Genomic DNA, 21,378 nt, shown 5'->3' with positions numbered 1-21,378 from the left:
CTGCGCGCAGGGGATTCCGAAAGGTCGGAGCGAGCGTCAGTGCCGTTCGTGCAGCGGAAGATCGATGGTTCCTGTCTCTCCCGCGTGACGCGCCTTCGGGATTCGCGTCCCGAGCACCTGCGACACGATGTCCTGTGCGATCTTCGGCGCTGTGAGGCCGGCGTCGACGAGGATCTGATCACGCGATGCGTGGTCGATGAACTCGTCGGGAAGACCCAGCTCATCCACCGCGGTGTCGATGCCCGCCTCGCGAAGGACCTGACGTACACGGGTGCCGATGCCTCCGACCCGGATGCCGTCTTCGAGGGTGATCACGAGGCGGTGATGGGCGGCGAGTTCCACGATCGACGGCTGCACCGGAATAGCCCAGCGCGGGTCGATGACCGTCGCGCCGATCCCCTGCGCTCGAAGGCGGTCCGCGACATCGAGAGCGAGTTCGGCGAATGGTCCGATGGCGACGATCAGGACGTCTTCGGATTCGCCGCGGGCGAGCACATCGACGCCGTCGCTCAGGCGTTCGATCGCGGGAAGATCGGCGGCGACCTCGCCCTTCGGGAAGCGGATGACCGTCGGAGCGTCTTCGACGTCGACGGCCTCACCGAGGGCCTCCGTCAGCCGCGCCCCATCACGCGGCGCGGCGATGCGAATGTGCGGGACGATCTGCAGCATCGCGAGATCCCACATGCCGTGGTGGCTGGGACCGTCGGGACCGGTGACGCCCGCTCGATCGAGGACGAAGGTGACTCCGGCACGGTGCAGAGCCACGTCCATCAGCACCTGGTCGAAGGCGCGTCCCATGAACGTGGCGTACAGGGCGACGACGGGGTGCAAGCCCCCGTAGGCCAGACCAGCCGCTGACGCCACCGCGTGCTGCTCTGCGATGCCCACGTCATAGACGCGATCGGGGAAGCGTTCGGCGAACGGCGCGAGGCCGGTGGGGCGCAGCATCGCAGCCGTCATCGCGATCACGTCGTCGCGCTGCTCGCCGACGGCCACCAACGCGTCGGAGAACACATCGGTCCACCCACGCCCACCGGACGACAGGGTCTCCCCGGTCGTGGGGTCGATCTTGCCGACGGCGTGGAACTGATCGGCTTCGTCGTCGCGGGCCGGCTGGTAGCCACGGCCCTTCTCTGTGATGGTGTGGACGATGACGGGCGCACCGTACGACTTCGCCAACTCCAGAGTCTCGAGGAGCGCAGGAAGATCGTGGCCGTCGACCGGACCGAGGTACTTGATGTCGAGGTTGGAGTACAGCGCCTCGTTGTTGGTGAACCGCGACAGGAAGCCGTGCGTGCCTCCGCGGACGCCGCGGAACACCGCACGTCCCACGGGACCGAAAGCGCGGAACAGGCGATCGGACCGCTGGTGGAGGTCCTTGTAGGCCGCTGCCGTGCGCACGCGGTTGAGGTACCGCGACATGCCGCCGATCGTCGGCGCATAGGAGCGTCCGTTGTCGTTGACGACGATGACCAGGTTGCGATCGTTGTCGTCGGAGATGTTGTTCAACGCCTCCCAGGTCATGCCGCCGGTCAGCGCGCCGTCGCCGACGACCGCGACCACGTGCCGATCCGCGCGACCGGTGGCCGTCAAGGCCCGGGAGATGCCGTCCGCCCAGCTGAGCGAACTGGAGGCGTGCGACGACTCCACCACATCATGGGCGCTCTCGCCCCGCTGCGGGTACCCGGCGAGACCACCGCGCACGCGCAGCGCCGAGAAGTCCTGGCGCCCGGTGAGGAGCTTGTGCACGTAGGACTGGTGTCCGGTGTCGAAGATGAAGGGGTCGTCCGGGGAGGAGAACACTCGATGGAGAGCGATCGTGAGTTCGACGACGCCGAGGTTGGGGCCGAGGTGGCCGCCCGTCCTGGACACGTTCTCGACCAGGAACGTGCGGATCTCCGCAGCGAGCTCGGTCAACTGGTCGGTCGAGAGTGCATCGAGATCACGGGGTCCAGAGATGCTCGGAAGAATGGGCATCTGCACCTCCTCACAGGCTCCGTCAGAAGCGCCCGACGACGGTGCGAGCGCCCCTCGATCCTACCCCGCCGGACTCGGAGAGCACGGCGAATCGGACCCCCTTGACAGGAAGGGTCGGCACGACGAAGGGGCCCCGGTCCGCAGACCCGAGCCCCTTCGTCTCGTGCGATCAGACCAGCGAACGCAGCACGTACTGCAGGATGCCGCCGTTGCGGTAGTAGTCGGCTTCACCGGGGGTGTCGATGCGGACGACAGCATCGAACTCCACCGGCTGCTTGCCCTCGGGCGAGTTCTCGCTCGGGGTGGCCGTGACCTTGACCGTCTTGGGCGTGACACCGTTGTTGAGCTCTTCCAGACCCGAGATCGAGACGATCTCGGTGCCGTCGAGGCCCAGCGATTCCCAGCTCTCGCCGGCGGGGAACTGCAGCGGGACGACACCCATGCCGATCAGGTTCGAGCGGTGGATGCGCTCGAAGCTCTCGGTGATGACCGCCTTGACGCCCAGCAGGCTCGTGCCCTTGGCCGCCCAGTCACGCGACGAACCCGAGCCGTACTCCTTGCCACCGAAGATGACGAGCGGCGTGCCCTGCTCCTGATAGTTCATGCTCGCGTCGTAGATGTACGACTGCGGGCCACCGGGCTGCGTGAAGTCGCGGGTGAAGCCACCCTCGACGACCTGTCCGTCGTTCACGGCAGCGACCATCGCGTTCTTCAGACGAATGTTCGCGAAGGTTCCGCGGATCATGACCTCGTGGTTGCCGCGACGCGAGCCGAAGGAGTTGAAGTCCTTGCGGTCCACGCCGTGCTCCGTGAGGTACTGCGCCGCGGGCGTTCCGGCCTTGATGTTCCCGGCGGGCGAGATGTGGTCGGTGGTGACCGAGTCGCCGAGCGTCGCCATGACGCGCGCACCCTCGATGTCCTTCACCGGGGTGAGCTCCATCGTCATGCCCTCGAAGTACGGCGCCTTGCGCACGTACGTGGAGTTCTCGTCCCACTGGAAGATCGCGTCGTCCGGAGTGGGCAGGCTGCGCCAGCGCTCGTCACCGTCGAAGACCGTCGCGTACTGCTTGATGAACTGCTCGCGCGAGATCGAGGAGTCGACGAGTTCCTGCACCTCGGCCGGGGTCGGCCAGATGTCCTTCAGGAAGACGTCTTCGCCGTCGGTGCCCTTGCCGAGCGCGTCGTTCTCGAAGTCGAAGTGCATCGACCCGGCCAGCGCGTACGCGATGACCAGCGGCGGGCTGGCGAGGTAGTTCATCTTCACGTCGGGGCTGATGCGACCCTCGAAGTTGCGGTTTCCGGAGAGGACCGCGGTGACGGCGAGGTCGTGCGAGTTGATCGCTTCGGAGACCTCTTCGATCAGCGGGCCCGAGTTGCCGATGCAGATGGTGCAGCCGTAGCCGACGGTGTAGAACCCGAGGCCCTCGAGGTCCTTGTCGAGTCCGGACTTCTCGTAGTAGTCGGTGACGACCTTCGACCCCGGGCCGAGCGTGGTCTTGACCCACGGCTTCTGCTTCAGACCCTTCTCGAGAGCCTTGCGTGCGACGAGACCGGCGGCGATCATCACCGACGGGTTCGACGTGTTGGTGCACGAGGTGATGGCCGCGAGGGTGACGGCACCGTTGTCGAGGATGTACTTCTCCCCCGACGGCGTCGTGACCGGCACGGGCTTCGAGGCGTTAGCCGGTGCGCCGCTGTTGATGTGCACCGGACGCGTGGTGGGCTCTTCGTCGCCGGGTGCCTGTCCGGGGTCGGAGGCCGGGAAGGAGTGCTTCGATTCGAGGTCGACGATCGAGTCCGAGGTCGATGCCGTCGCGTAGCTCAGGATGTCCTGCTCGAACTGCGACTTCGCCTCGGAGAGCAGGATGCGGTCCTGCGGGCGCTTCGGGCCGGCGATAGACGGCACGACGGTGCCGAGGTCGAGCTCGAGGTACTCGCTGAACGTGGGCTCGTGCGCGGCGTCGTGCCAGAGCTTCTGCTCCTTGGCGTATGCCTCGACCAGCGCGACGGCCTCTTCGCTGCGGCCGGTGAGTCGCAGGTAGTCGAGCGTCACGTCGTCGATCGGGAAGATGGCGGCGGTGGAGCCGAACTCCGGCGACATGTTGCCGATGGTCGCGCGGTTGGCGAGCGGCACCGACGCGACGCCCTCGCCGTAGAACTCGACGAACTTGCCGACCACACCGTGCTTGCGCAGCAGGTCGGTGATCGTGAGCACCACGTCGGTCGCGGTCACGCCGGCGGGGATCTCGCCGGAGAGCTTGAAGCCCACGACGCGCGGGATGAGCATCGACACGGGCTGGCCGAGCATGGCTGCCTCGGCCTCGATGCCGCCGACGCCCCAGCCCAGCACGCCGAGGCCGTTGACCATGGTGGTGTGCGAGTCGGTGCCGACGCAGGTGTCGGGGTATGCGCGGAGCACACCGTCGACGTTGCGGTCGTAGATGACCTTGGCCAGGTGCTCGATGTTCACCTGGTGGACGATGCCGGTGCCCGGCGGGACGACCTTGAAGTCGCTGAAGGCGGTCTGGCCCCAACGCAGGAACTGGTAACGCTCGCCGTTGCGCTCGTACTCGATCTCGACGTTGCGCTCGAGGGCGTTCTCCGAGCCGAACAGGTCGGCGATCACCGAGTGGTCGATGACCATCTCGGCGGGCGAGAGCGGGTTGATCTTGTTCGCGTCACCGCCGAGTGCCGTCACGGCCTCGCGCATGGTGGCGAGGTCGACGATGCACGGCACACCGGTGAAGTCCTGCATGACCACACGGGCCGGCGTGAACTGGATCTCGGTGTTCGGCTCGGCCGCGGCATCCCACGAACCCAGCGCCTCGATCTGCGCCTTCGTCACATTCGCGCCGTCTTCGGTGCGAAGCAGGTTCTCCAGGAGGACCTTGAGACTGAAGGGAAGCTTCTCGAAACCCGGCACCGTGTCGATGCGGAAGATCTCATAGTCGGTGCTGCCGACTGTCAGGGTGCTCTTGGCACCGAAGCTGTTCACCGTGGACACGAATCCGTCTCCTTCTATTCGGATGGGAGCGACAGGCGCCTCCATCTTGCTCGCCAGCGAGCCCCTGCGGCTAGCAAGGCGGACCTAACCAGTCTGCTCCGCGCAGCTCACCGGCGAAAGCCTGCGATTTATCTTGATGTCAAGATAAATCTATCACGCCTCGGGGGCATCCTCGCGCGCGGGCTCGCGCGGGTGCAACGCGCGGACCACGAGCCACGTGACGGCGATCAGCGGGGCGAACAGCGGCAGCCCCATGATGAGTTTGAGCGTGCCCAGCGCCGTGACGTCACCGGCCAGATAAAGGGGCAGCTGCACAGCCAGCCGGGTGAAGAACAGCGCGGCCCAGGCGATCCCCAGCCAGAAGTAGGCACGTCGTTTGCGGCGATCGTTCCGCCAGGTGGTGCCCTCCCCCATCAGGAATCCGACGGCGAGGCCGATCAGCGACCAGCCGATCAGTGCCGACACCAGGATGACCGAGCCGTAGACCGCGTTGGTGATGAGCCCCGGGACGAAGTTGTCGGCGCCGCGTCCGGTCCACAGAGCCAGCGCTGCCGCGGCGACCGCGGCGATGAGACCGCCGAGGGCGGCCGAGGGCGGCGACTTCTGCACGAGTCGGACGATCGTGAAGACGGCTGCGAGACCGACCGAGATGCCGAGCGAGAGGATCAGCGGCTCGGGGCGGATCGTGAAGATGATCACGAACGCGAGGCTGGGCAGCACCGACTCGAGGATGCCCCGCCACCCGCCCATGGCGGTCCACACGACCGTGTGGGTGGCCGCACTCTCCGACGGGTCGAGCCCGGCACGACGCGCGACTCCTCCGAGGGCCTCCCCGAGGATCTCGGAGGTGCTCTTCTCCCGTTCGGCGTCGGGCTCGGGAGTGCTCACGCGGAACCAGGGGTCGCCGGCATCTTGAGCGGGATCAGGTCGCGCGGCGGCATCGGAGACCCGCCGCGGACGACCACGATCGACCGGAAGAGGTCTTCGACCTTCTCCGCCGCTTCGGGGTCCGAGGCGCCGGCGCCGCCGATCACGCCGCGGAGGAACCAGCGCGGGCCGTCGATGCCGATGAAGCGCGCGAGGCGCAGACCGGATCCCTCCGCCGCCGTGGCGGGGACCTCGGCGAGGAGCTCCTTGCCCAGCGGGCCTTCGCGCTCTTCCACGCGGCCGCCCTGCGCCTTGACCTGGTCGCGGAGCTGTACGCGGGTCTCGTCCCACAGTCCTCCGGTGCGCGGTGCGGCGAAGGGCTGCACCTGCAGCGAGGAGTCCGCGTAATCGAGGCCGACCGCCACGATGCGCTTCGACTGCTCCTCGACCTCGAGGCGCAGGTTCAGACCTTCGCGCGGCAGGATCTTGATGCCGCCGAGGTCGATGTAGGGACGGACCGGGTTCGCCTCGGAATCGTCGAAGGGACCGTCGGTGGCACGATTCAGCGGTGCCGACTTCGAAGGGGTCTCGTTGTTGTCAGTCATTGGCCTGTCCTGCTTCGTTCTGGTGGGTCGCTGCCTGGTAACCGGTGGAACCGAACCCACCGGCACCGCGGACGCTGTCCGGCAGCTCGTCGACCGGGATGAACGTGGCGCGCGTGACCGGCATGATGATCAGCTGCGCGATACGATCGCCGACCGCCACATCGTACGCGCTCTGGGTATCCGTGTTGATCAGGCTCACCTTGATCTCGCCGCGATACCCGGCATCCACCGTCCCCGGCGAGTTCACGATCGAGATCCCGTGCTTCGCGGCCAGTCCGCTGCGCGGAACCACGAAAGCGGCGTACCCGTCGGGCAGCGCAATGCTGACGCCCGTCGGCACCAGTGCACGCTCCCCCGGCTCGAGGTGCACGGCCTCCGCCGCGACCAGATCGGCACCGGCATCGCCCGGATGCGCATACCCGGGCACCACTGCAGCGATAATGGGGACATCAACGGAATCGGTCACCCCATGAGGCTAATGCAGAACCCCGCCACAGACGCACGTCCCCGCTACCGCGAAAGACTCTCGCCGAGCCTCTGGCTGCTCGTGACCGTCGCGGTCGCCGGCCCCATGGTGTCGCTCGTCTTCGTGCCGATCGGCTCGACAGTCGCACTGGTCCTCGGCGCCGCCGTATCGGCCCTCCTGGTGCTGGGCTTCATCGCGGCCACCCCTGTCGTCTCCGTCATCGGCACGGTGCTGCGCGCCGGCCGCGCGCACATCGACACGAAGCATCTCGGCGAGCCGGTGGCCCTGACCGGCGACGACGCCCGGCAGGCTCGCGGCCCCGGGCTCCCGGCGCGCGGGTGGCACCTGATCCGCGGTGGCATCGACGGAATCGTCGTCGTCCCGAATCTCGACCCGGACGACCCCGTCGACACGTGGACCGTCTCGACACGCACGCCGGATCGACTGGCAGCGGCGATCCGGGCTGCGCAGAGCTGAGACGCGGCACGAAGAGGCAGAGCTGAGGTGCGGAGCCGAGAGGCACCCGCATACGACAGCGCGCCCCTGACCGGAGTGGTCGGGGGCGCGTGATACGTCGCTCGGAGGACTGCTTACGCAGCGCACTCCTTGCAGATGGGCCCGGATGCGCCCTCGTGGTCGAGCTGTGAACGGTGCTTCACGAGGAAGCAGCTCATGCACGTGAACTCGTCCTGCTGCGCGGGCAGCACGACGACGTCGAGCTCGAGATCGGAGAGGTCGGCACCCGGAAGGTCGAAGCTCGACGGGTTGTCGGAGTCTTCGTCCCCGCTTGAGCCGGAGAGCTTGTCCGGCACACGCTCCTTCAGGGCTTCGATCGACTCGGAGTCGTCTTCGCTCTTTCGGGGGGCGTCGTAATCGGTTGCCATGCGGTAGATCTCCACTTTCATGGTGCGAGTGGGTGGTGCGCCGTCGGGTATTCGGCGGCCATAGTTTGCACGACCGGACGACATAACGCAAATGCTCGCCCGTTCGCCTGAACAAACTCACGGCACGCCCAGGGTATTCCCGGCCCGGATGCCCCATGCGTGACACCATGATGAGACACCCATCAGAGGGGCATTCGCATGGAAAACGTCACCATCGTCGGCACAGAAGCAGGAGTCCTCGTACTCGCGACCGAGTCGGGCGAGCGGTTCGCGCTGCCCATCGACGACATGCTGCAGCGCGAGATCCGTCGCGCCACCCGTCAGAGTGAGCCGACGGCACAGAAGCTCGCCGCGAGTCCGCGTGATATCCAGGCGCAGATCCGAGCCGGTCTCACGGCTCCGGAGGTTGCCGAGCTCCTGGGTATCAGCGTCGACGACGTCGCCCGTTTCGAAGGCCCCGTCCTGGCCGAACGCGAGCACGTCATCGGCCAGGCCCTCGCCGTTCCCGTTCTCATCGGCAGCGAGGTCGAGCCCGACGCGCAGCCCACCTTCGGAGTTGCCGTCCGCGCCAAGCTCGCGGAGGTCGAAGCGACGTCGGAGCGTTGGGCGAGCTGGAAGGAGGACTCGGGCTGGACCATCAAGCTCGAATTCACCGCCAACGACGTCGAGCACGACGCCCGCTGGAGCTTCGATCCCCGCCGCAGCGCCCTCTCGCCGCTCAATGCGGACGCCACGCAGCTGTCCCGCCAGGGCTCGCTGCCCGAGGGACTCATCCCCCGCCTGCGGGCCGTGGACGCAGAACGGATCACCTCTCCGTACAAGGACGAGAGCCGCTTCGACTCCGGCGCATTCGGCCCCCGTCTGCTCCCTGCTCCCGACGCCGAGATCGAGGATCCCTCCCTTCCCGAGCGTTCCGACGCGGCCGCACAGGACGCGGCGATCAAGCGCGCACCGGCATCACAGACGACGAGCCCCGAGACCGCAGACCTTCTCGAAGCTCTCCGCCGTCGTCGCGGCCAGCGCGAGACCGCGCCGCTGCTGGATGAGCCCACGGCCGCAGATCGGGCCGATCAGAGCCCGATCTCGCTCTTCGAGGTCCTGGAGCAGCCGGACGACGAGCCGCAGTCTCCGCAGCCCGCGCCTCAGACGACCAACTCGGATTCCGGCGAATCCACAGGCCGGAGACGTCGTCGCAACGCCATGCCCTCCTGGGACGAGATCGTCTTCGGCGCACGAACGGACGAGTGAGACCGGCCTGAGAGTGCTCGCCGGGAAGTCGTGCCGGAGAGCATACCGGGCGATCGTCGTCAGCGAGCGAAAGCGCCGCGCCTGACGACGGGGACCTGCCGCTCCTCCGGTGTGAGTGCACCGTGCTGGCCGACCATTCCGCGACCGCGCTGGTCCGCAGCCGTGCCGTCATAGACCGCCCACGACCCACGCGCGATCGCGAGCACGTCACCGATCCGAGGCGAGGCCGCCTCGGAGACCGTGGGTCCGAAGAGGCCCGCACGCACGGCCTCCTCGCGGGTGACGACATCGGCGACCCCCTCGAGATCCGCACGCCAGCGCGATACCAGCGAAACGCCATCCGCATCGGGCTCCAGATAGGCGTGCAGCATCCGCGGTTCACCACCCACGTGTCGGACGCCTTCGAGGTGGTCCGCTTCGAGCACGATCTGTCGGTTCGGCGCCACATCGACCATCCCATGATCCGACGTGACCACGACCCCGACGCCCGGGGGCACCCGTGCGGAAAGAGCGGCATCGACGTCCTCGAGCGCCGCGACCCATTCGGACGAGGCGATGCCGTACTTGTGGCCGGCCTTGTCGACCTCTGGAAGGTAGCAGTATACCAGCGAGCCCGGATGGGACTGAGCGAGCGCATAGGCGGCTTCGATACGCGACGCCGCTGTGGTGGCTGCGACGAACTCGGCACCTCGGAGAGTGGCTTTGGTGAAGCCGCTGTGCGCGTATCCGGCGAACCCCACGGCGAAACTCTCGTGGCCGGCACCACCGGCGCGCTCGAAGATCGTGGGAGCCGCCTGCCACGTATACGGGTCGATCCCGTCGGTCTCCCAGCCGCTGAGCTGGTTGACGAGCACGTCACGGGCCGGATCGAGCACTCGGTAGCCGACGAGGCCGTGCTCCCCCGGCCAGACACCGGTGACGATGCTGGTCAGCGCCGCCGCGGTGGTGGAGGGGAAGACCGACTGCGCGACATCCTTCTTCGCCATCCCCGCCGTCAACGCACGTGCGTGACCGGCGTGTGCCCGCAGACTGATCGCTCCGAGCCCGTCGATCACGACGAGCACGACCGAGTCCGCACGCGGCAGCAGCGCCGATTCGCCGCGGAGGGCGGCGAGCAGGTCGTCCGCCACCCCGACGACACTCCGGGCACTAGGCGACGCGGACGGTAGCATGAAGGACATCCGAGCCAGTCTGACACAGGCTCCCGTATGCCCTCAGGAAGTCCATGCCGAAAACCCCGCCGCCCGAGCCTGTCGAGGAGCGCATCCAGGACATCGACCTCTCCACCGAGATGCAGGGCTCGTTCCTCGAGTACGCATACTCGGTGATCTACTCGCGCGCGCTCCCCGATGCGCGCGATGGTCTGAAGCCGGTGCAACGCCGCATCCTGTACCAGATGGCCGAGATGGGCCTTCGCCCCGACCGCGGTCATGTCAAGAGCGCCCGCGTGGTCGGCGAGGTCATGGGAAAGCTCCACCCCCACGGCGACTCCGCGATCTACGACGCGCTGGTGCGCCTCGCGCAGGAGTGGGCGCTGCGCGTCCCTCTGGTCGACGGACACGGCAACTTCGGCTCCCTCGACGACGGTCCGGCCGCGGCTCGATACACGGAGGCACGGCTCGCCGCCGCCGCCCTCGCGCTCACCGAGAACCTCGACGAGGACGTCGTCGATTTCATCCCGAACTACGACGGCCAGTTCCAACAGCCGGCTGTCCTGCCCGCTGCTTTCCCGAACCTCCTGGTCAACGGAGCGAGCGGCATCGCGGTCGGCATGGCGACCAACATGGCGCCGCACAACCTGATCGAAGTCGTCGCGGCCGCCACGCATCTCCTGGAGAACCCGGACGCGACCACCGAGGACCTGATGGAGTTCGTTCCCGGTCCGGACTTCCCGTCGGGCGGGATCCTGATGGGACTGGACGGGGTCAAAGACGCCTACACGAACGGACGCGGTGCGCTCAAGGTCCGAGGGAAGACCTCGATCGAGCCCCTCGGCCCTCGGCGCACCGGCATCATCGTGTCGGAACTGCCGTACATGGTCGGCCCCGAGCGTCTGCTGGAGAAGATCCGCGACGCCGTGCAGTCGAAGAAGCTGCAGGGCATCAGCGACGTCACCGACCTCACCGACCGCAACCACGGACTCCGCGTCGCGATCGGCATCAAGACCGGCTTCGACCCGAACGCCGTCCTCGAACAGCTCTACCGTCTGACGCCGCTGGAAGACTCGTTCAGCATCAACAACGTCGCTCTTGTCGAAGGCCAGCCGCGCACGCTCGGGCTCAAGGAGATGCTGAGCGTCTACGTGGGCCACCGCCTCGAGGTCATCACCCGGCGCAGCCGCTACCGCCTGAAGCGGCGCGAGGAGCGTCTGCACCTCGTCGAGGGGCTGCTCATCGCGATCCTCGACATCGACGAGGTCATCCAGGTCATCCGCTCATCCGACGACTCGGAGCAGGCCCGCACCCGCCTGCGCTCGGTCTTCGATCTGAGCGAGCTGCAGGCGGAGTACATCCTCGAGCTGCGTCTGCGCCGTCTGACGAAGTTCTCCCGCATCGAGCTCGAGACCGAACGAGACGCGTTGCTGGCCGAGATCGCTGCCCTCCGCGAACTGCTGGGGAGCCCCGTGCTGCTGCGCGCCGCGGTCGCGAAGGAACTCGATGCCGCGGCCGACGCGTACGGCACGCCCCGGCGCACACTGCTCATGAACGCCGCACCGCCCAAGCCCCGCGCCACCAAGGGCGCGGTCGACCTGCAGATCGCCGACGCCCCCACGGTGCTCATCCTCTCGACCACCGGGCGCACGGTCCGAGTCGACCTCGGCGAAGGGCAGGAGCTCACTTCCCCGGCACGTCGTAGCAAGCACGACGCGATCCTGACCACGGTCGAGACCACGGTCAGGGCCGAGCTCGGAGCGCTCACGAACCTCGGACGCGTCGTCCGCTTCTCCCCCGTTGACCTGCCTTCCGTGCCTGCCACCTCGGTTCAGCTCGCTGCCGGCACGCCGTTGCGCGACTACCTCGGGATCACGACGAAGGGCGAGCGGGTTCTCGGTTTCGTGCGGTTCGACAGCGATACGCCGATCGCCATCGGCACCGCCCAGGGTACGGTCAAGCGCATCGTCCCGTCAGCGCTTCCCGTGCGGCCCGACCTCGAGGTCATCGGCCTGAAGCAGGGCGACACGGTGGTGGGCGCGGCCGAGGCGCCGGACGACGCCGAACTGGTGTTCGTCACGACCGACGCGCAACTGCTGCACTTCTCGGCCTCCGCCGTGCGCCCGCAGGGAGCGCCGGCCGGCGGCATGGCCGGCGTCAAGCTCAGCTCCGGGGCATCGGTCCTCTTCTTCGGTGTCGTCGATCCCGCCACCGAGTCGGTCGTCGCCACCGTCTCCGGAGGCGACAGCGCACTTCCCGGCACGGAGCCGGGGCGCGCGAAGGTCTCGTCGTTCACCGAGTACCCGGCCAAGGGTCGCGCCACGGGCGGCGTGCGCGCGCACGCATTCCTGAAGGGTGAGGATCGCCTCACGGTCGCGTGGGTCGGGCCCCAGCCACCGCTGGCGGTCGATCCGACCGGTGCCGTGCGCAAGCTTCCCGAGACGGGCGCACGTCGCGATGCCTCCGGACAGCCCGTCGAAGGCGTGATCGGCAGCATCGGCCGCACCCTGGTCTGAGTGCTCCGCAGGCGGGGTGACCGCCTGCAGCGAAGAAGCCGGCATGGGATGACCCGTGCCGGCTTCTTCCGTGTCTCCGGGGCTCAGGCGTCGATCGACTCGCGCGACAGCCGGTCGGAGGAGTCGATGATGAACTCGCGGCGCGGGGCGACCTCGTTGCCCATCAGGAGCTCGAACACGCGGCCCGCGGCCTCCGCATCCTCCATGCGCACGCGACGCAGCAGCCGTCCGGAACGGTCCATCGTGGTGTTCGCCAGCTGTTCTGCGTCCATCTCACCCAAGCCCTTGTACCGCTGGATCGGCTCGTGCCAGCGCTTGCCCGCCTTGCGGAGCTTCGCCAGCAGCGTGTGCATCTCCTGCTCGCTGTAGGTGTAGATCGTCTCGTTCGGCTTCGAGCCCGGGTTCATCACGATGATCCTGTGCAGCGGCGGGACGGCGGCGAACACGCGGCCGTGCTCGATCAGCGGTCGCATGTAGCGGAAGAACAGGGTGAGCAGGAGGGTGCGGATGTGGGCGCCGTCGACATCGGCATCGCTCATCAGGATGATCTTGCCGTAGCGAGCCGCATCGATGTCGAAGGTCCGGCCGGAGCCAGCACCGATCACCTGGATGATCGACGCGCACTCCGCATTCGACAACATGTCGCCGACCGACGCCTTCTGCACGTTGAGGATCTTTCCCCGAATCGGCAGCAGCGCCTGGAACTCGCTGTTGCGCGCGTTCTTGGCGGTGCCGAGCGCCGAGTCTCCCTCGACGATGAAGAGCTCGCTGCGTTCGACATCGTTCGTGCGGCAGTCGACGAGCTTCGTCGGAAGGGTCGACGACTCCAGTGCGTTCTTGCGGCGCTGCGTCTCCTTGTGCGCACGTGCCGACACGCGCGCCTTCATCTCCGAGACGATCTTGTCGAGCAGCTGCGACGCCTGGTTCTTGTCGTCGCGCTTGGTCGAGCTGAATCGCTGGGCCAGGTCCTTGCGGATCACCTGGGCGACGATCTGCCGGACGGCCGGAGTGCCGAGGATCTCCTTCGTCTGCCCCTCGAACTGCGGCTCGGGCACGTTCACCGTGAGCACCGCTGTGAGGCCCGCGAGGACGTCGTCCTTCTCGAGCTTGTCGTTGCCGACCTTGAGGCGACGCGCGTTCTGCTCGACCTGGGTGCGGAGAACCTTGAGGAGTTCTTGCTCGAAGCCCTGCTGATGGGTTCCGCCCTTGGGCGTCGCGATGATGTTGACGAACGACCGCACGCGCGTGTCGTAACCGGTGCCCCACCGCAGCGCGATGTCGACGGCGCACACGCGCTCCACCTCGGTGGCGACCATGTGCCCGTCGGCCTGCAGAACGGGAACGGTCTCCTTGAACGTCCCCTCCCCCTGGATGCGCCAGTTGTCGGTCACCGGCGGATCGACCGCGAGGTAGTCGACGAACTCCGAGATCCCGCCCTCATAGAGGTAGGACGTCACCGTCCCGGTGGCATCCGCATCCTCCGAGCCGAGCTCGGGAGCATCCGGACGATTCGTCCGCTTGTCGGCGACCTCGATCTCGAGACCCGGGACGAGGAACGCCGTCTGTCGGGCGCGGGTCTCGAGCTCGGAGAGCTGGAAGGCCGCGTCCTTGGTGAAGATCTGCCGATCGGCCCAGTAGCGAACCCGCGTACCGGTCACGCCGCGGGGCGCCTTGCCGATGACGCGGAGCTCGCTCTTGTCCTGGAAGGGGGTGAACGGCGCGTCGGGACGCTTCTCTCCGGAGTCTGCGAAGACCCCCGGTTCGCCACGATGGAACGACATGGCGTAGGTCTTGCCGCCGCGATCGACCTCGACGTCCAGGCGCTCGGAGAGCGCGTTCACCACGGAGGCGCCGACGCCATGCAGACCGCCGGATGCCGCGTACGACCCGCCGCCGAACTTCCCACCGGCGTGCAGTTTGGTGTAGACCACCTCGACGCCGGTCAGACCGGTGCGCGGTTCGACGTCCACCGGGATGCCGCGGCCACGGTCGTGGACCTCGACACTGCCGTCGGCATGCAGGATGATGTCGATCTTCGTGCCGTTGCCGGCCACCGCCTCGTCGACGGAGTTGTCGATGATCTCCCAGAGGCAGTGCATGAGTCCGGGCGACCCGTTCGACCCGATGTACATCCCTGGGCGCTTGCGGACGGCCTCGAGGCCTTCAAGCACCTGGAGATGATGGGCGGAGTACTCGGCATTCACAATCTCCGAGTCTAATCTCGCGAGTCGTTCCGGCTCCGCAGACACTCCCCGCGGAGGGCCACTCGACGGGGGTCGCGTACGCGCTGAGCGAAACACGCCGCAAACCGGGCATGCGCACAGGTGGGGCGTGGTTGTATTGACCAAATCCCCCAGCGAAGCCGACACCCGAGGAGGCACCGAGATGAACGCAACGACCGAACGTGACACCTCCACCGTCGAGTTCCGCCTGACCGCCATGGATCGCTGTGATTCATGCGGCGCTCAGGCGTACATCGCCGCTGAGGTCAACGGATCCGAGCTCCTGTTCTGCGCCCACCACGGCCGCAAGTACGAAGAGAAGCTCCGCAGCATCGCCACCAGCTGGCACGACGAGACCGCCCGCCTCGTCGAGACGGTCTGATCGAATCCTGACGCACGTCGGCTGGTCCTGGTCAGTCGACTGCGGTCAGCGGACACGAATCAATCGGCGACGACTCTCCGCACACGTGATGTGAGCCGGGTGAGGATCTCTTCTCCCACGGTATCGATACGCTCAGCGAGAGTCGTCGCCGATGTCTCTCCGTGCGTCCCGGCGCCGAAGACCACGACCTGATCCCCCGCTCTCGCTCCTGCCCAGCCTTCGACAGTCGACGTCGTATGTCCCACCGACGTGAGGGTGCGCGTTCCGGCAGATGTGCCGACGCGACTTCCGGCCAGTGTCGAAGGGAACCCGTCGAAACTGCCGATGCCGATGGTCACGTCGTCCCGCTGGACGCTGATGACGGGCGCGACGAGGCTCGCAGCCGGGAGGATGCCTTCCAGTTCCGGTCCGTCTGCGGATCGGATGCCATAACAGAAGGCTCCGATGCGCGAGACCGTTCCGCGCAGTTCGGGGCGCCACCAGGACGCCGCCGACGCGGTCAGGTGAAGCGCGGCAGGAGTCGTCCCCGAATCCGCCACGGTACGGACCGCTTCGAGGAACACCGATTGTGCGACGTCGTCGTCCGCGTCGCTCGCCTCGGCGATATGGCTCCACACCCCCTCGAACTCCAGGAGTCCTGCGCGCTCGGCGTCGCGCGCGACAGCGACGGCCGCCTCCCAGTCGTCGGGCAGGATGCCGTTGCGATGAAGGCCGGTGTCGATCTTCAGGTGCACGCGCGCGGACGTGCCGAGCGCCTCTGCGCGCGCGATGATCCGCCGAAGGTAGTCGCTCGTGCCCACCCCGAGGTCGAGCCTCTGCATGAGGGCGTCGTCGATCTCGGCGTCCGTCGACGTCACCCACGCGAAGATCCTGGCGTCGCCGCCGGCGATCCTGCGCACGGTCAACCCGGTACGGATGTCATAGCTGCCGAACCACGTGACGCCCGCGTCGGCCGCGGACTCGACGGCCCACGAGAGTCCGTGGCCGTACGCGTCGTCCTTGAGCACGAGCATCAACGTCGACGGCGCCACTCGGGCGCGAACCGCGTCGATGTTCGCCCGGAACGTGCTGCTGCTCAGGCGCAGCTCCGGACGGCTCAAGCCTCCCACCCCCGCACGGCATGTGCGCCGGCCACGGTGACGAGTTCCGCCGGGCTCATTCCGGTGACGGCGGCCCAGTGCGCGATGGCGGATCCCGCCTGACCCTCGCCGCCGAAGTACGTGACCTCCGCGCCCGCCTCGGCATCCGCGCCTTGGAGGTCGACGACGCAGACGTCCATGGCGACCCGGCCGACGATGGGGCGAGCTGCGCCGTCGATCTCGACCTCGGCACGGTTTCCGAGCGCGCGCACGATGCCTTGGGCGTACCCACCGGTCACCAGCGCCACCGTGGTCTCACGCGAGGCACGGTAGGTGTACCCGTAGGAGACGGCGTCTCCCGGCCGGAGCCCCTTGGTGGAGAGGACGCGACCCGTCAGCCGCATCACCGGTCGCGTCCTCGTGCGTCCGGTCGCATCGGGAAGACCGTAGAGGAGCGTCGCGTCGATGTCCGGCTCACCCGTGGTGGCGCCGTCGATTCCCTCGAGCTGCAACGCCTCCACCTCTCCGCGGGCGTCGACGAGCACTCGCTCGGCTCCTGCGGCCGTCACGAGCTGCGCGACGGCGAGAACACCATGACCCCAGGCGTCACGCCGTAGATCGGCGACTCGGCCGCCTGCAGACACGGCAGCAGAGGCGCCCGCGGCCAGGGCCGAACGGGAGATCATCGCACGCGGCAGGGCGCTGGAAGTCGTCTCACACACGTCTTCCACCCTAGCTTCCGACTCTCAGGTCGGCCGTCCCGCCCCCCCGTAGACTGGTGGGGACCCCGACCCTGGAGCCTCATGTCTCGTCTTTCCCTCGCGCCCCGCATCCGCTATCTGATGGGACGTGCCCGCCGCATCGACGTCGGATCGGTGGTGGAACGCGCCAAGGAGGCATCCGCTCAGCATCACAAGGCCGTTCCCGCGATCGTCGTGGACATGCTCTGGTCGGCCGCGCGCCACAACGTCGGGTTCCAGGACTACATCGACTACGACTTCGCGATGCTGACGAAGGCCGAGCGTGACACCTACATGACGCATCCCGTCTCGAACCAGCTCTCGCAGCGGTATGACCACCCTGACTACCGCTGGATCTTCCAGGACAAGGTCGAGTTCGACAAGCAGTTCTCCGACCACCTGCACCGCGAATGGATGGTCGTCGACCAGGGCAACGCCGACGCGGTGCGCGAGTTCACACAGCGACTCGGCACGATCGTCACGAAGGAACCGGTGGGACAGGCCGGGACCGGAGTGCATCGCTATCACGCCGCCGACATCACCGACTGGAACGAGTTCCACGAGGGGCTCCTCGCTCGAGGCGAGCTGCTGATCGAAGAGGTGATCCGCCAGCACGACGCACTTGCGGCCGTGTGCCCCGGCACGGTGAACACCACCCGCATCACGGCGTTCTTCGATGGTGAGAAGGCGCACATCCTCGCCATGGCCCAGAAGTTCGGTCGCGGTGCGGTGAGCGATCAGATGACCTTCGGCGGCTTCTACACGATGCTCGACGAGAACGGTCATGCCGTCGGTGCCGGGTACGACTCGCACGGGCACGTGCACGAGACGCACCCGGACTCGGGTTTCCGCATCGCCGACTTCCAGCTGCCCTACATGGACGAGGTGCGCGCGTTCATCGACGAAGTCGCCCGCGTCGTGCCCCAGGTGCAGTACGTCGGTTGGGACGTCGTCGTCTCCCCGGACGGTCCCGTCCTCGTCGAGGGCAACTGGGGCGCCGGAGTCTACGAGAACAAGCCCAGCGTCACCGGTATCCGCACGGGCCACAAACCTCGGTACCGCGAAGTCATCGGTTTCTGAGACAGAGATGACGAAGGCCCCGGATGCCGAGCATCCGGGGCCTTCGTCATCGTTCTGAGCGGATCAGATGACAGAGGTCAGACTGCGCGGACGATGCCGAGCGGTGTGGACTCGAGCCCCTGTCCGAGCGGGTTGTCCCCGAGGATCTTGACCAGACGACGCTCGCCGTCCTTGTCGAGCGTCGACCCGAGGATGTTGCCGCCGAGGTCGTTGATATCGACCACTGCCACCTCTGCCTGGCCACCGATCAGTGCCTTCAGCCGCGCGGCCACGCCGTCGGGATCCTTCGGTCCGAGCACGACAGCCTCGTTGTACGGAGGGATGGTGTGCTTGGTGGGACCGTCGATGGCCCGCGCCTTGTCACCCGCGATGCGGTAGAAGTCACCACGACGACCGAACGCCTTGGTTACCGCTGCCACGGCCGACGCGAACAGGATCCGCGGAGTGCCGCACTCCCGCAGCGCCATCTCCATCGTCTCCGGCATGCCGAGCCCGATGCCGTACGGCGTGCGGGTGACGTACTTGGAGAGGAACAGGGCGAGCTTGCGCGGCTTGATCTCGTCGAGACGGTACGACCGCCCCTGGGTGATCGCCACGATCTTCTCGGTCACGAACAGCAGGTCGCCCGGCTGCACGGCGTCCTTGGCGTACTCCGTGATGATCGCATCGAGGTCGTCCTCGGGCATGACCACACGGGTACGCAGCGGGATACGCGCATAGCTCTTGCCGTCGACGCTCGCCTCGAGCGCCTTGCCGTCGTTCGCCTGGCTCATTCGAGGTAGTCCCGCAGGGACTGCGAACGGCTCGGGTGCCGGAGCTTCGCCATGGTCTTCGACTCGATCTGACGGATGCGCTCACGCGTCACGCCGAAGGTGTCGCCGATCTGGTCGAGAGTCTTCGGCTGACCGTCGCCCAGGCCGAAGCGCATCCGGATCACGCCGGCTTCGCGCTCGGAGAGCGAGTCGAGCAGCTGTTCCAGCTGACGCTGCAGCATGGTGAAGCCCACCGCGTCGGCCGGAACCACGGCCTCGGTGTCCTCGATCAGGTCGCCGAACTCGCTGTCGCCGTCTTCACCCAGCGGCGTGTGCAGCGAGATCGGCTCGCGGCCGTACTTCTGCACCTCGACGACCTTCTCGGGCGTCATGTCGAGCTCACGGCTGAGCTCTTCCGGCGTGGGTTCGCGGCCGAGATCCTGCAGCATCTGACGCTGCACTCGCGCGAGCTTGTTGATGACCTCGACCATGTGCACCGGGATGCGGATCGTGCGGGCCTGGTCGGCCATCGCACGGGTGATCGCCTGGCGGATCCACCACGTGGCGTACGTCGAGAACTTGAAGCCCTTGGTGTAGTCGAACTTCTCGACCGCGCGGATGAGGCCGAGGTTGCCCTCCTGGATCAGGTCCAGGAACTGCATGCCGCGGCCCGTGTAGCGCTTGGCGAGCGAGACGACGAGTCGGAGGTTCGCGCCGAGCAGGTGGCTCTTGGCACGCTGTCCGTCGCGGGCGACCCACTGCAGGTCGAGTCCGAGCTGGCTCGTCTTCTCGGCCGCGGTCATCGCCGACAACTTCTCCTCGGCGAACAGACCCGCCTCGATGCGCATCGCGAGCTCGACCTCTTCGGCCGCGTTCAGGAGCGCGACCTTTCCGATCTGCTTCAGGTAGTCCTTGACAGGGTCGGCAGTCGCACCGGTGATCTGCGTCGAGTAGACGGGAACGTCTTCATCGTCGTTCGACGAGATGACGATCGCGCCGGTCGGCAGCGGCTCGGTGAACTTCGGCTTCGCGTCCTCGTCCTCGTCGTCCTCGACCGCAGCAGCGGCGGGGGCCTCGTCTTCTTCGACGACGTCCTCGGACTTCTTCTTCTTGACGGGGGCGCGCTTCGCGGCAGCACGCTTCGCCGCGCTCAGGGGCGCGGGCTTCTCGGGCGCATCGGCCTCGACCGGAGCGTCGGCGGTCGTCTCTTCGGCAGCCTTCTTCGTCCGGGTGTTCTTCGTCGTGGCAGGAGTCACGTTTCGCCTTTCACGGAGCTGCTGTGTAGCCCCGGGACATTTCGGACACTAGTAAGACCCTTGTCAAGTCCAGCGCTCGAAAACACTGATTGACAACGGGTCAGAGTCCTAGTATCGCACACGTGTGGCGATGCGGATGCATTACGACGAAGTTCTCGCGGATCCGTGTCAGTTGCGACCGGGCTTGTCCTCGTCGCCCGACGGACGCGACGCCAGGTAGCGCTCCAGTTCCGCAGCGAGCTCGTCGGCGCTGGGAAGGTCCCGCTCACTGAACCCGCCCTCGTCGTACGAATCGTCATCGGGATTGCGTCCCGCCATGTACGCGTCATATCGGCGCTCGAGGTTGTGCACCATCTGCTGCAGCTCATCGTTCCCGGCGACCTGCTCGTCGACGCGCGCCAGGTAGTCCTCGCGGCGCTCCTGAACGGCGTCCAGCATCAGCACCAGACCGGTCGAGGCCATCAGCCTCTCTGCCGCGGCGATCACCGCTTCTGGATTCTCGGTCTCGGCGAGGTAGTGCGGCACGAGGAGCACGAATCCGACGGCGGGGTCGCCGCGCTCGACGAACCGGAACTCGAGGAGGTGACCGGCGGTCGCCGGCACCTGGGTGCGCGGACGCCAGACGGAGTGCGCGACCGTGAGCTCACGGCGGTTGCCGCTGACGGTCGTACCGATCGGACGTGTGTGCGGAACAGGCATGGCGATCGAATGCACCCAGTGCAGCCCCGACACCTCGAACTCCGCCGCCAGGGCGAGGACGGTGCTCGCGAAGCGGTTCCACGCGAAGTCGGGCTCGTACCCGGCGAGGAGCAGGAAGGGACGACCGAGCGCGTCCGTCGCAAGCGACAGCTCGAGACGCGGCGGCCGGAATTCGGTGAGGTGGTCCTGGTCGAAGGCGATCACCGGTCGACGGGCGCGATAGTCCAGCAGCGCATCGTTGTCGAACACCACGACGGTTTCCGGCGACGCGGTCTCCCTCAGGTGGTCGATCAGGCCGGACACCGCGCTGCCCGCGTCGGTGAAACCGGTGAGAAGCAGCACCAGGGGCAGGCCGTGCGGCACTGTCGGCGCATTCGCGACGCGTTCGTGGATCTCACCGGAGAAGGGCATGTGTCCATGCTACGAGCAGGGCTGGGGGCCGGGGCGCGG

The 21,378-nt window shown here is 67.4% G+C and carries 18 protein-coding genes; 5 read left to right on the top strand and 13 right to left on the bottom strand.

What is annotated here, in order from left to right; translation table 11 throughout:
• Nucleotides 1-36: 36 nt before the first annotated feature.
• From dxs to dut, 5 genes are all read right to left on the bottom strand, one after another.
• Nucleotides 37-1,977 carry a 1-deoxy-D-xylulose-5-phosphate synthase gene (dxs, locus tag MST3598_RS08270; protein ID WP_029259296.1) on the bottom strand — a complete coding sequence of 647 codons (1,941 nt, stop codon included), beginning with the start codon at nt 1,975-1,977 and terminating at the stop codon, nt 37-39.
• Nucleotides 1,978-2,146: 169 nt separating this feature from the next.
• Nucleotides 2,147-4,981 carry an aconitate hydratase gene (locus MST3598_RS08265; RefSeq protein WP_021200680.1) on the bottom strand — a complete coding sequence of 945 codons (2,835 nt, stop codon included), beginning with the start codon at nt 4,979-4,981 and terminating at the stop codon, nt 2,147-2,149.
• Nucleotides 4,982-5,134: 153 nt separating this feature from the next.
• Nucleotides 5,135-5,869 carry a DUF3159 domain-containing protein gene (locus MST3598_RS08260; RefSeq protein WP_021200681.1) on the bottom strand — a complete coding sequence of 245 codons (735 nt, stop codon included), beginning with the start codon at nt 5,867-5,869 and terminating at the stop codon, nt 5,135-5,137.
• Complete coding sequence (locus MST3598_RS08255; RefSeq protein WP_021200682.1) at nt 5,866-6,453, bottom strand: DUF3710 domain-containing protein; 588 nt, start codon at nt 6,451-6,453, stop codon at nt 5,866-5,868. Before MST3598_RS08255 ends, MST3598_RS08260 begins: the two co-directional genes overlap by 4 nt.
• A complete protein-coding gene (gene dut / locus MST3598_RS08250) occupies nt 6,446-6,919 on the bottom strand; it encodes a dUTP diphosphatase (protein WP_046398983.1) in 474 nt (157 codons plus the stop codon). The genes MST3598_RS08255 and dut overlap by 8 nt, the downstream gene beginning before the upstream one ends.
• A 12-nt stretch (nt 6,920-6,931) precedes the next feature.
• Here dut and MST3598_RS08245 point away from each other — a divergent pair, with 12 nt between their 5' ends.
• Nucleotides 6,932-7,396 (top strand): DUF3093 domain-containing protein, encoded by a 465-nt coding sequence (locus tag MST3598_RS08245; RefSeq protein WP_021200684.1) that lies wholly within the window; start codon nt 6,932-6,934, stop codon nt 7,394-7,396.
• 113 nt (nt 7,397-7,509) lie between these two features.
• Here MST3598_RS08245 and MST3598_RS08240 read toward each other — a convergent pair whose 3' ends face one another.
• Nucleotides 7,510-7,803 (bottom strand): DUF4193 domain-containing protein, encoded by a 294-nt coding sequence (locus MST3598_RS08240; RefSeq protein WP_029259298.1) that lies wholly within the window; start codon nt 7,801-7,803, stop codon nt 7,510-7,512.
• A gap of 198 nt (nt 7,804-8,001) precedes the next feature.
• Between MST3598_RS08240 and sepH the strand changes: the two genes are divergently transcribed.
• Nucleotides 8,002-9,051, top strand: coding sequence for a septation protein SepH (sepH, locus tag MST3598_RS08235; RefSeq protein ID WP_029259299.1), 1,050 nt, complete (start codon nt 8,002-8,004; stop codon nt 9,049-9,051).
• A gap of 59 nt (nt 9,052-9,110) precedes the next feature.
• On the opposite strand, the gene MST3598_RS08230 is transcribed toward sepH, so the two are convergent.
• Nucleotides 9,111-10,181: an alkaline phosphatase family protein gene (locus MST3598_RS08230; protein ID WP_081860116.1), complete on the bottom strand. Its 1,071-nt coding sequence runs from the start codon at nt 10,179-10,181 to the stop codon at nt 9,111-9,113.
• A 95-nt stretch (nt 10,182-10,276) separates the two neighbouring features.
• On the opposite strand from MST3598_RS08230, the gene MST3598_RS08225 reads away from it, so the two are divergent.
• Nucleotides 10,277-12,718, top strand: coding sequence for a DNA gyrase/topoisomerase IV subunit A (locus MST3598_RS08225; RefSeq protein ID WP_021200687.1), 2,442 nt, complete (start codon nt 10,277-10,279; stop codon nt 12,716-12,718).
• An 83-nt stretch (nt 12,719-12,801) separates the two neighbouring features.
• Here MST3598_RS08225 and MST3598_RS08220 read toward each other — a convergent pair whose 3' ends face one another.
• A complete protein-coding gene (locus tag MST3598_RS08220) occupies nt 12,802-14,922 on the bottom strand; it encodes a DNA gyrase/topoisomerase IV subunit B (RefSeq protein WP_029259301.1) in 2,121 nt (706 codons plus the stop codon).
• 181 nt (nt 14,923-15,103) lie between these two features.
• Between MST3598_RS08220 and MST3598_RS08215 the strand changes: the two genes are divergently transcribed.
• Nucleotides 15,104-15,322 carry a DUF7455 domain-containing protein gene (locus tag MST3598_RS08215; RefSeq protein ID WP_021200689.1) on the top strand — a complete coding sequence of 73 codons (219 nt, stop codon included), beginning with the start codon at nt 15,104-15,106 and terminating at the stop codon, nt 15,320-15,322.
• A 59-nt stretch (nt 15,323-15,381) separates the two neighbouring features.
• On the opposite strand, the gene MST3598_RS08210 is transcribed toward MST3598_RS08215, so the two are convergent.
• The gene (locus tag MST3598_RS08210; protein ID WP_231924915.1) at nt 15,382-16,431 is read right to left on the bottom strand and encodes an alanine racemase; all 1,050 of its coding nucleotides are present in this window, start codon (nt 16,429-16,431) and stop codon (nt 15,382-15,384) included.
• Complete coding sequence (locus MST3598_RS08205) at nt 16,419-17,123, bottom strand: alanine racemase (protein ID WP_231494446.1); 705 nt, start codon at nt 17,121-17,123, stop codon at nt 16,419-16,421. The genes MST3598_RS08210 and MST3598_RS08205 overlap by 13 nt, the downstream gene beginning before the upstream one ends.
• Nucleotides 17,124-17,204: 81 nt before the next feature.
• On the opposite strand from MST3598_RS08205, the gene MST3598_RS08200 reads away from it, so the two are divergent.
• Nucleotides 17,205-18,221, top strand: a complete 1,017-nt coding sequence (locus tag MST3598_RS08200) for a sugar-transfer associated ATP-grasp domain-containing protein (protein ID WP_029259304.1) — start codon at nt 17,205-17,207, stop codon at nt 18,219-18,221.
• A 77-nt stretch (nt 18,222-18,298) separates the two neighbouring features.
• Here the strand turns inward: MST3598_RS08200 and MST3598_RS08195 are convergent, their stop codons facing one another.
• From MST3598_RS08195 to MST3598_RS08185, 3 genes are all read right to left on the bottom strand, one after another.
• A complete protein-coding gene (locus MST3598_RS08195; RefSeq protein WP_021200693.1) occupies nt 18,299-18,994 on the bottom strand; it encodes a coenzyme F420-0:L-glutamate ligase in 696 nt (231 codons plus the stop codon).
• The gene (locus MST3598_RS08190) at nt 18,991-20,229 is read right to left on the bottom strand and encodes an RNA polymerase sigma factor (protein ID WP_017830477.1); all 1,239 of its coding nucleotides are present in this window, start codon (nt 20,227-20,229) and stop codon (nt 18,991-18,993) included. Before MST3598_RS08190 ends, MST3598_RS08195 begins: the two co-directional genes overlap by 4 nt.
• Before the next feature lie 168 nt (nt 20,230-20,397).
• The gene (locus tag MST3598_RS08185; RefSeq protein ID WP_021200694.1) at nt 20,398-21,339 is read right to left on the bottom strand and encodes a proteasome assembly chaperone family protein; all 942 of its coding nucleotides are present in this window, start codon (nt 21,337-21,339) and stop codon (nt 20,398-20,400) included.
• Nucleotides 21,340-21,378 lie beyond the last annotated feature (39 nt).

Origin of the sequence: Microbacterium sp. TPU 3598 (assembly GCF_002356155.1) — a bacterium.
Classification (GTDB): domain Bacteria; phylum Actinomycetota; class Actinomycetes; order Actinomycetales; family Microbacteriaceae; genus Microbacterium; species Microbacterium maritypicum_A.
Note: the sequence above shows the minus strand (reverse complement) of the source record. Positions and strands in the feature narration are given on the sequence as shown.

Excerpts from the sequence above, each read along its gene's own strand:
- dxs (WP_029259296.1), bottom strand. The coding sequence starts at position 1,977 with ATGCCCATTCTTCCGAGCATCTCTGGACCCCGTGATCTCGATGCACTC.
- MST3598_RS08240 (WP_029259298.1), bottom strand. The coding sequence starts at position 7,803 with ATGGCAACCGATTACGACGCCCCCCGAAAGAGCGAAGACGACTCCGAG.
- MST3598_RS08225 (WP_021200687.1), top strand. The coding sequence starts at position 10,277 with ATGCCGAAAACCCCGCCGCCCGAGCCTGTCGAGGAGCGCATCCAGGAC.
- MST3598_RS08255 (WP_021200682.1), bottom strand. The coding sequence starts at position 6,453 with ATGACTGACAACAACGAGACCCCTTCGAAGTCGGCACCGCTGAATCGT.
- MST3598_RS08200 (WP_029259304.1), top strand. The coding sequence starts at position 17,205 with ATGTCTCGTCTTTCCCTCGCGCCCCGCATCCGCTATCTGATGGGACGT.
- sepH (WP_029259299.1), top strand. The coding sequence starts at position 8,002 with ATGGAAAACGTCACCATCGTCGGCACAGAAGCAGGAGTCCTCGTACTC.
- MST3598_RS08195 (WP_021200693.1), bottom strand. The coding sequence starts at position 18,994 with ATGAGCCAGGCGAACGACGGCAAGGCGCTCGAGGCGAGCGTCGACGGC.
- MST3598_RS08245 (WP_021200684.1), top strand. The coding sequence starts at position 6,932 with ATGCAGAACCCCGCCACAGACGCACGTCCCCGCTACCGCGAAAGACTC.
- MST3598_RS08185 (WP_021200694.1), bottom strand. The coding sequence starts at position 21,339 with ATGCCCTTCTCCGGTGAGATCCACGAACGCGTCGCGAATGCGCCGACA.
- MST3598_RS08215 (WP_021200689.1), top strand. The coding sequence starts at position 15,104 with ATGAACGCAACGACCGAACGTGACACCTCCACCGTCGAGTTCCGCCTG.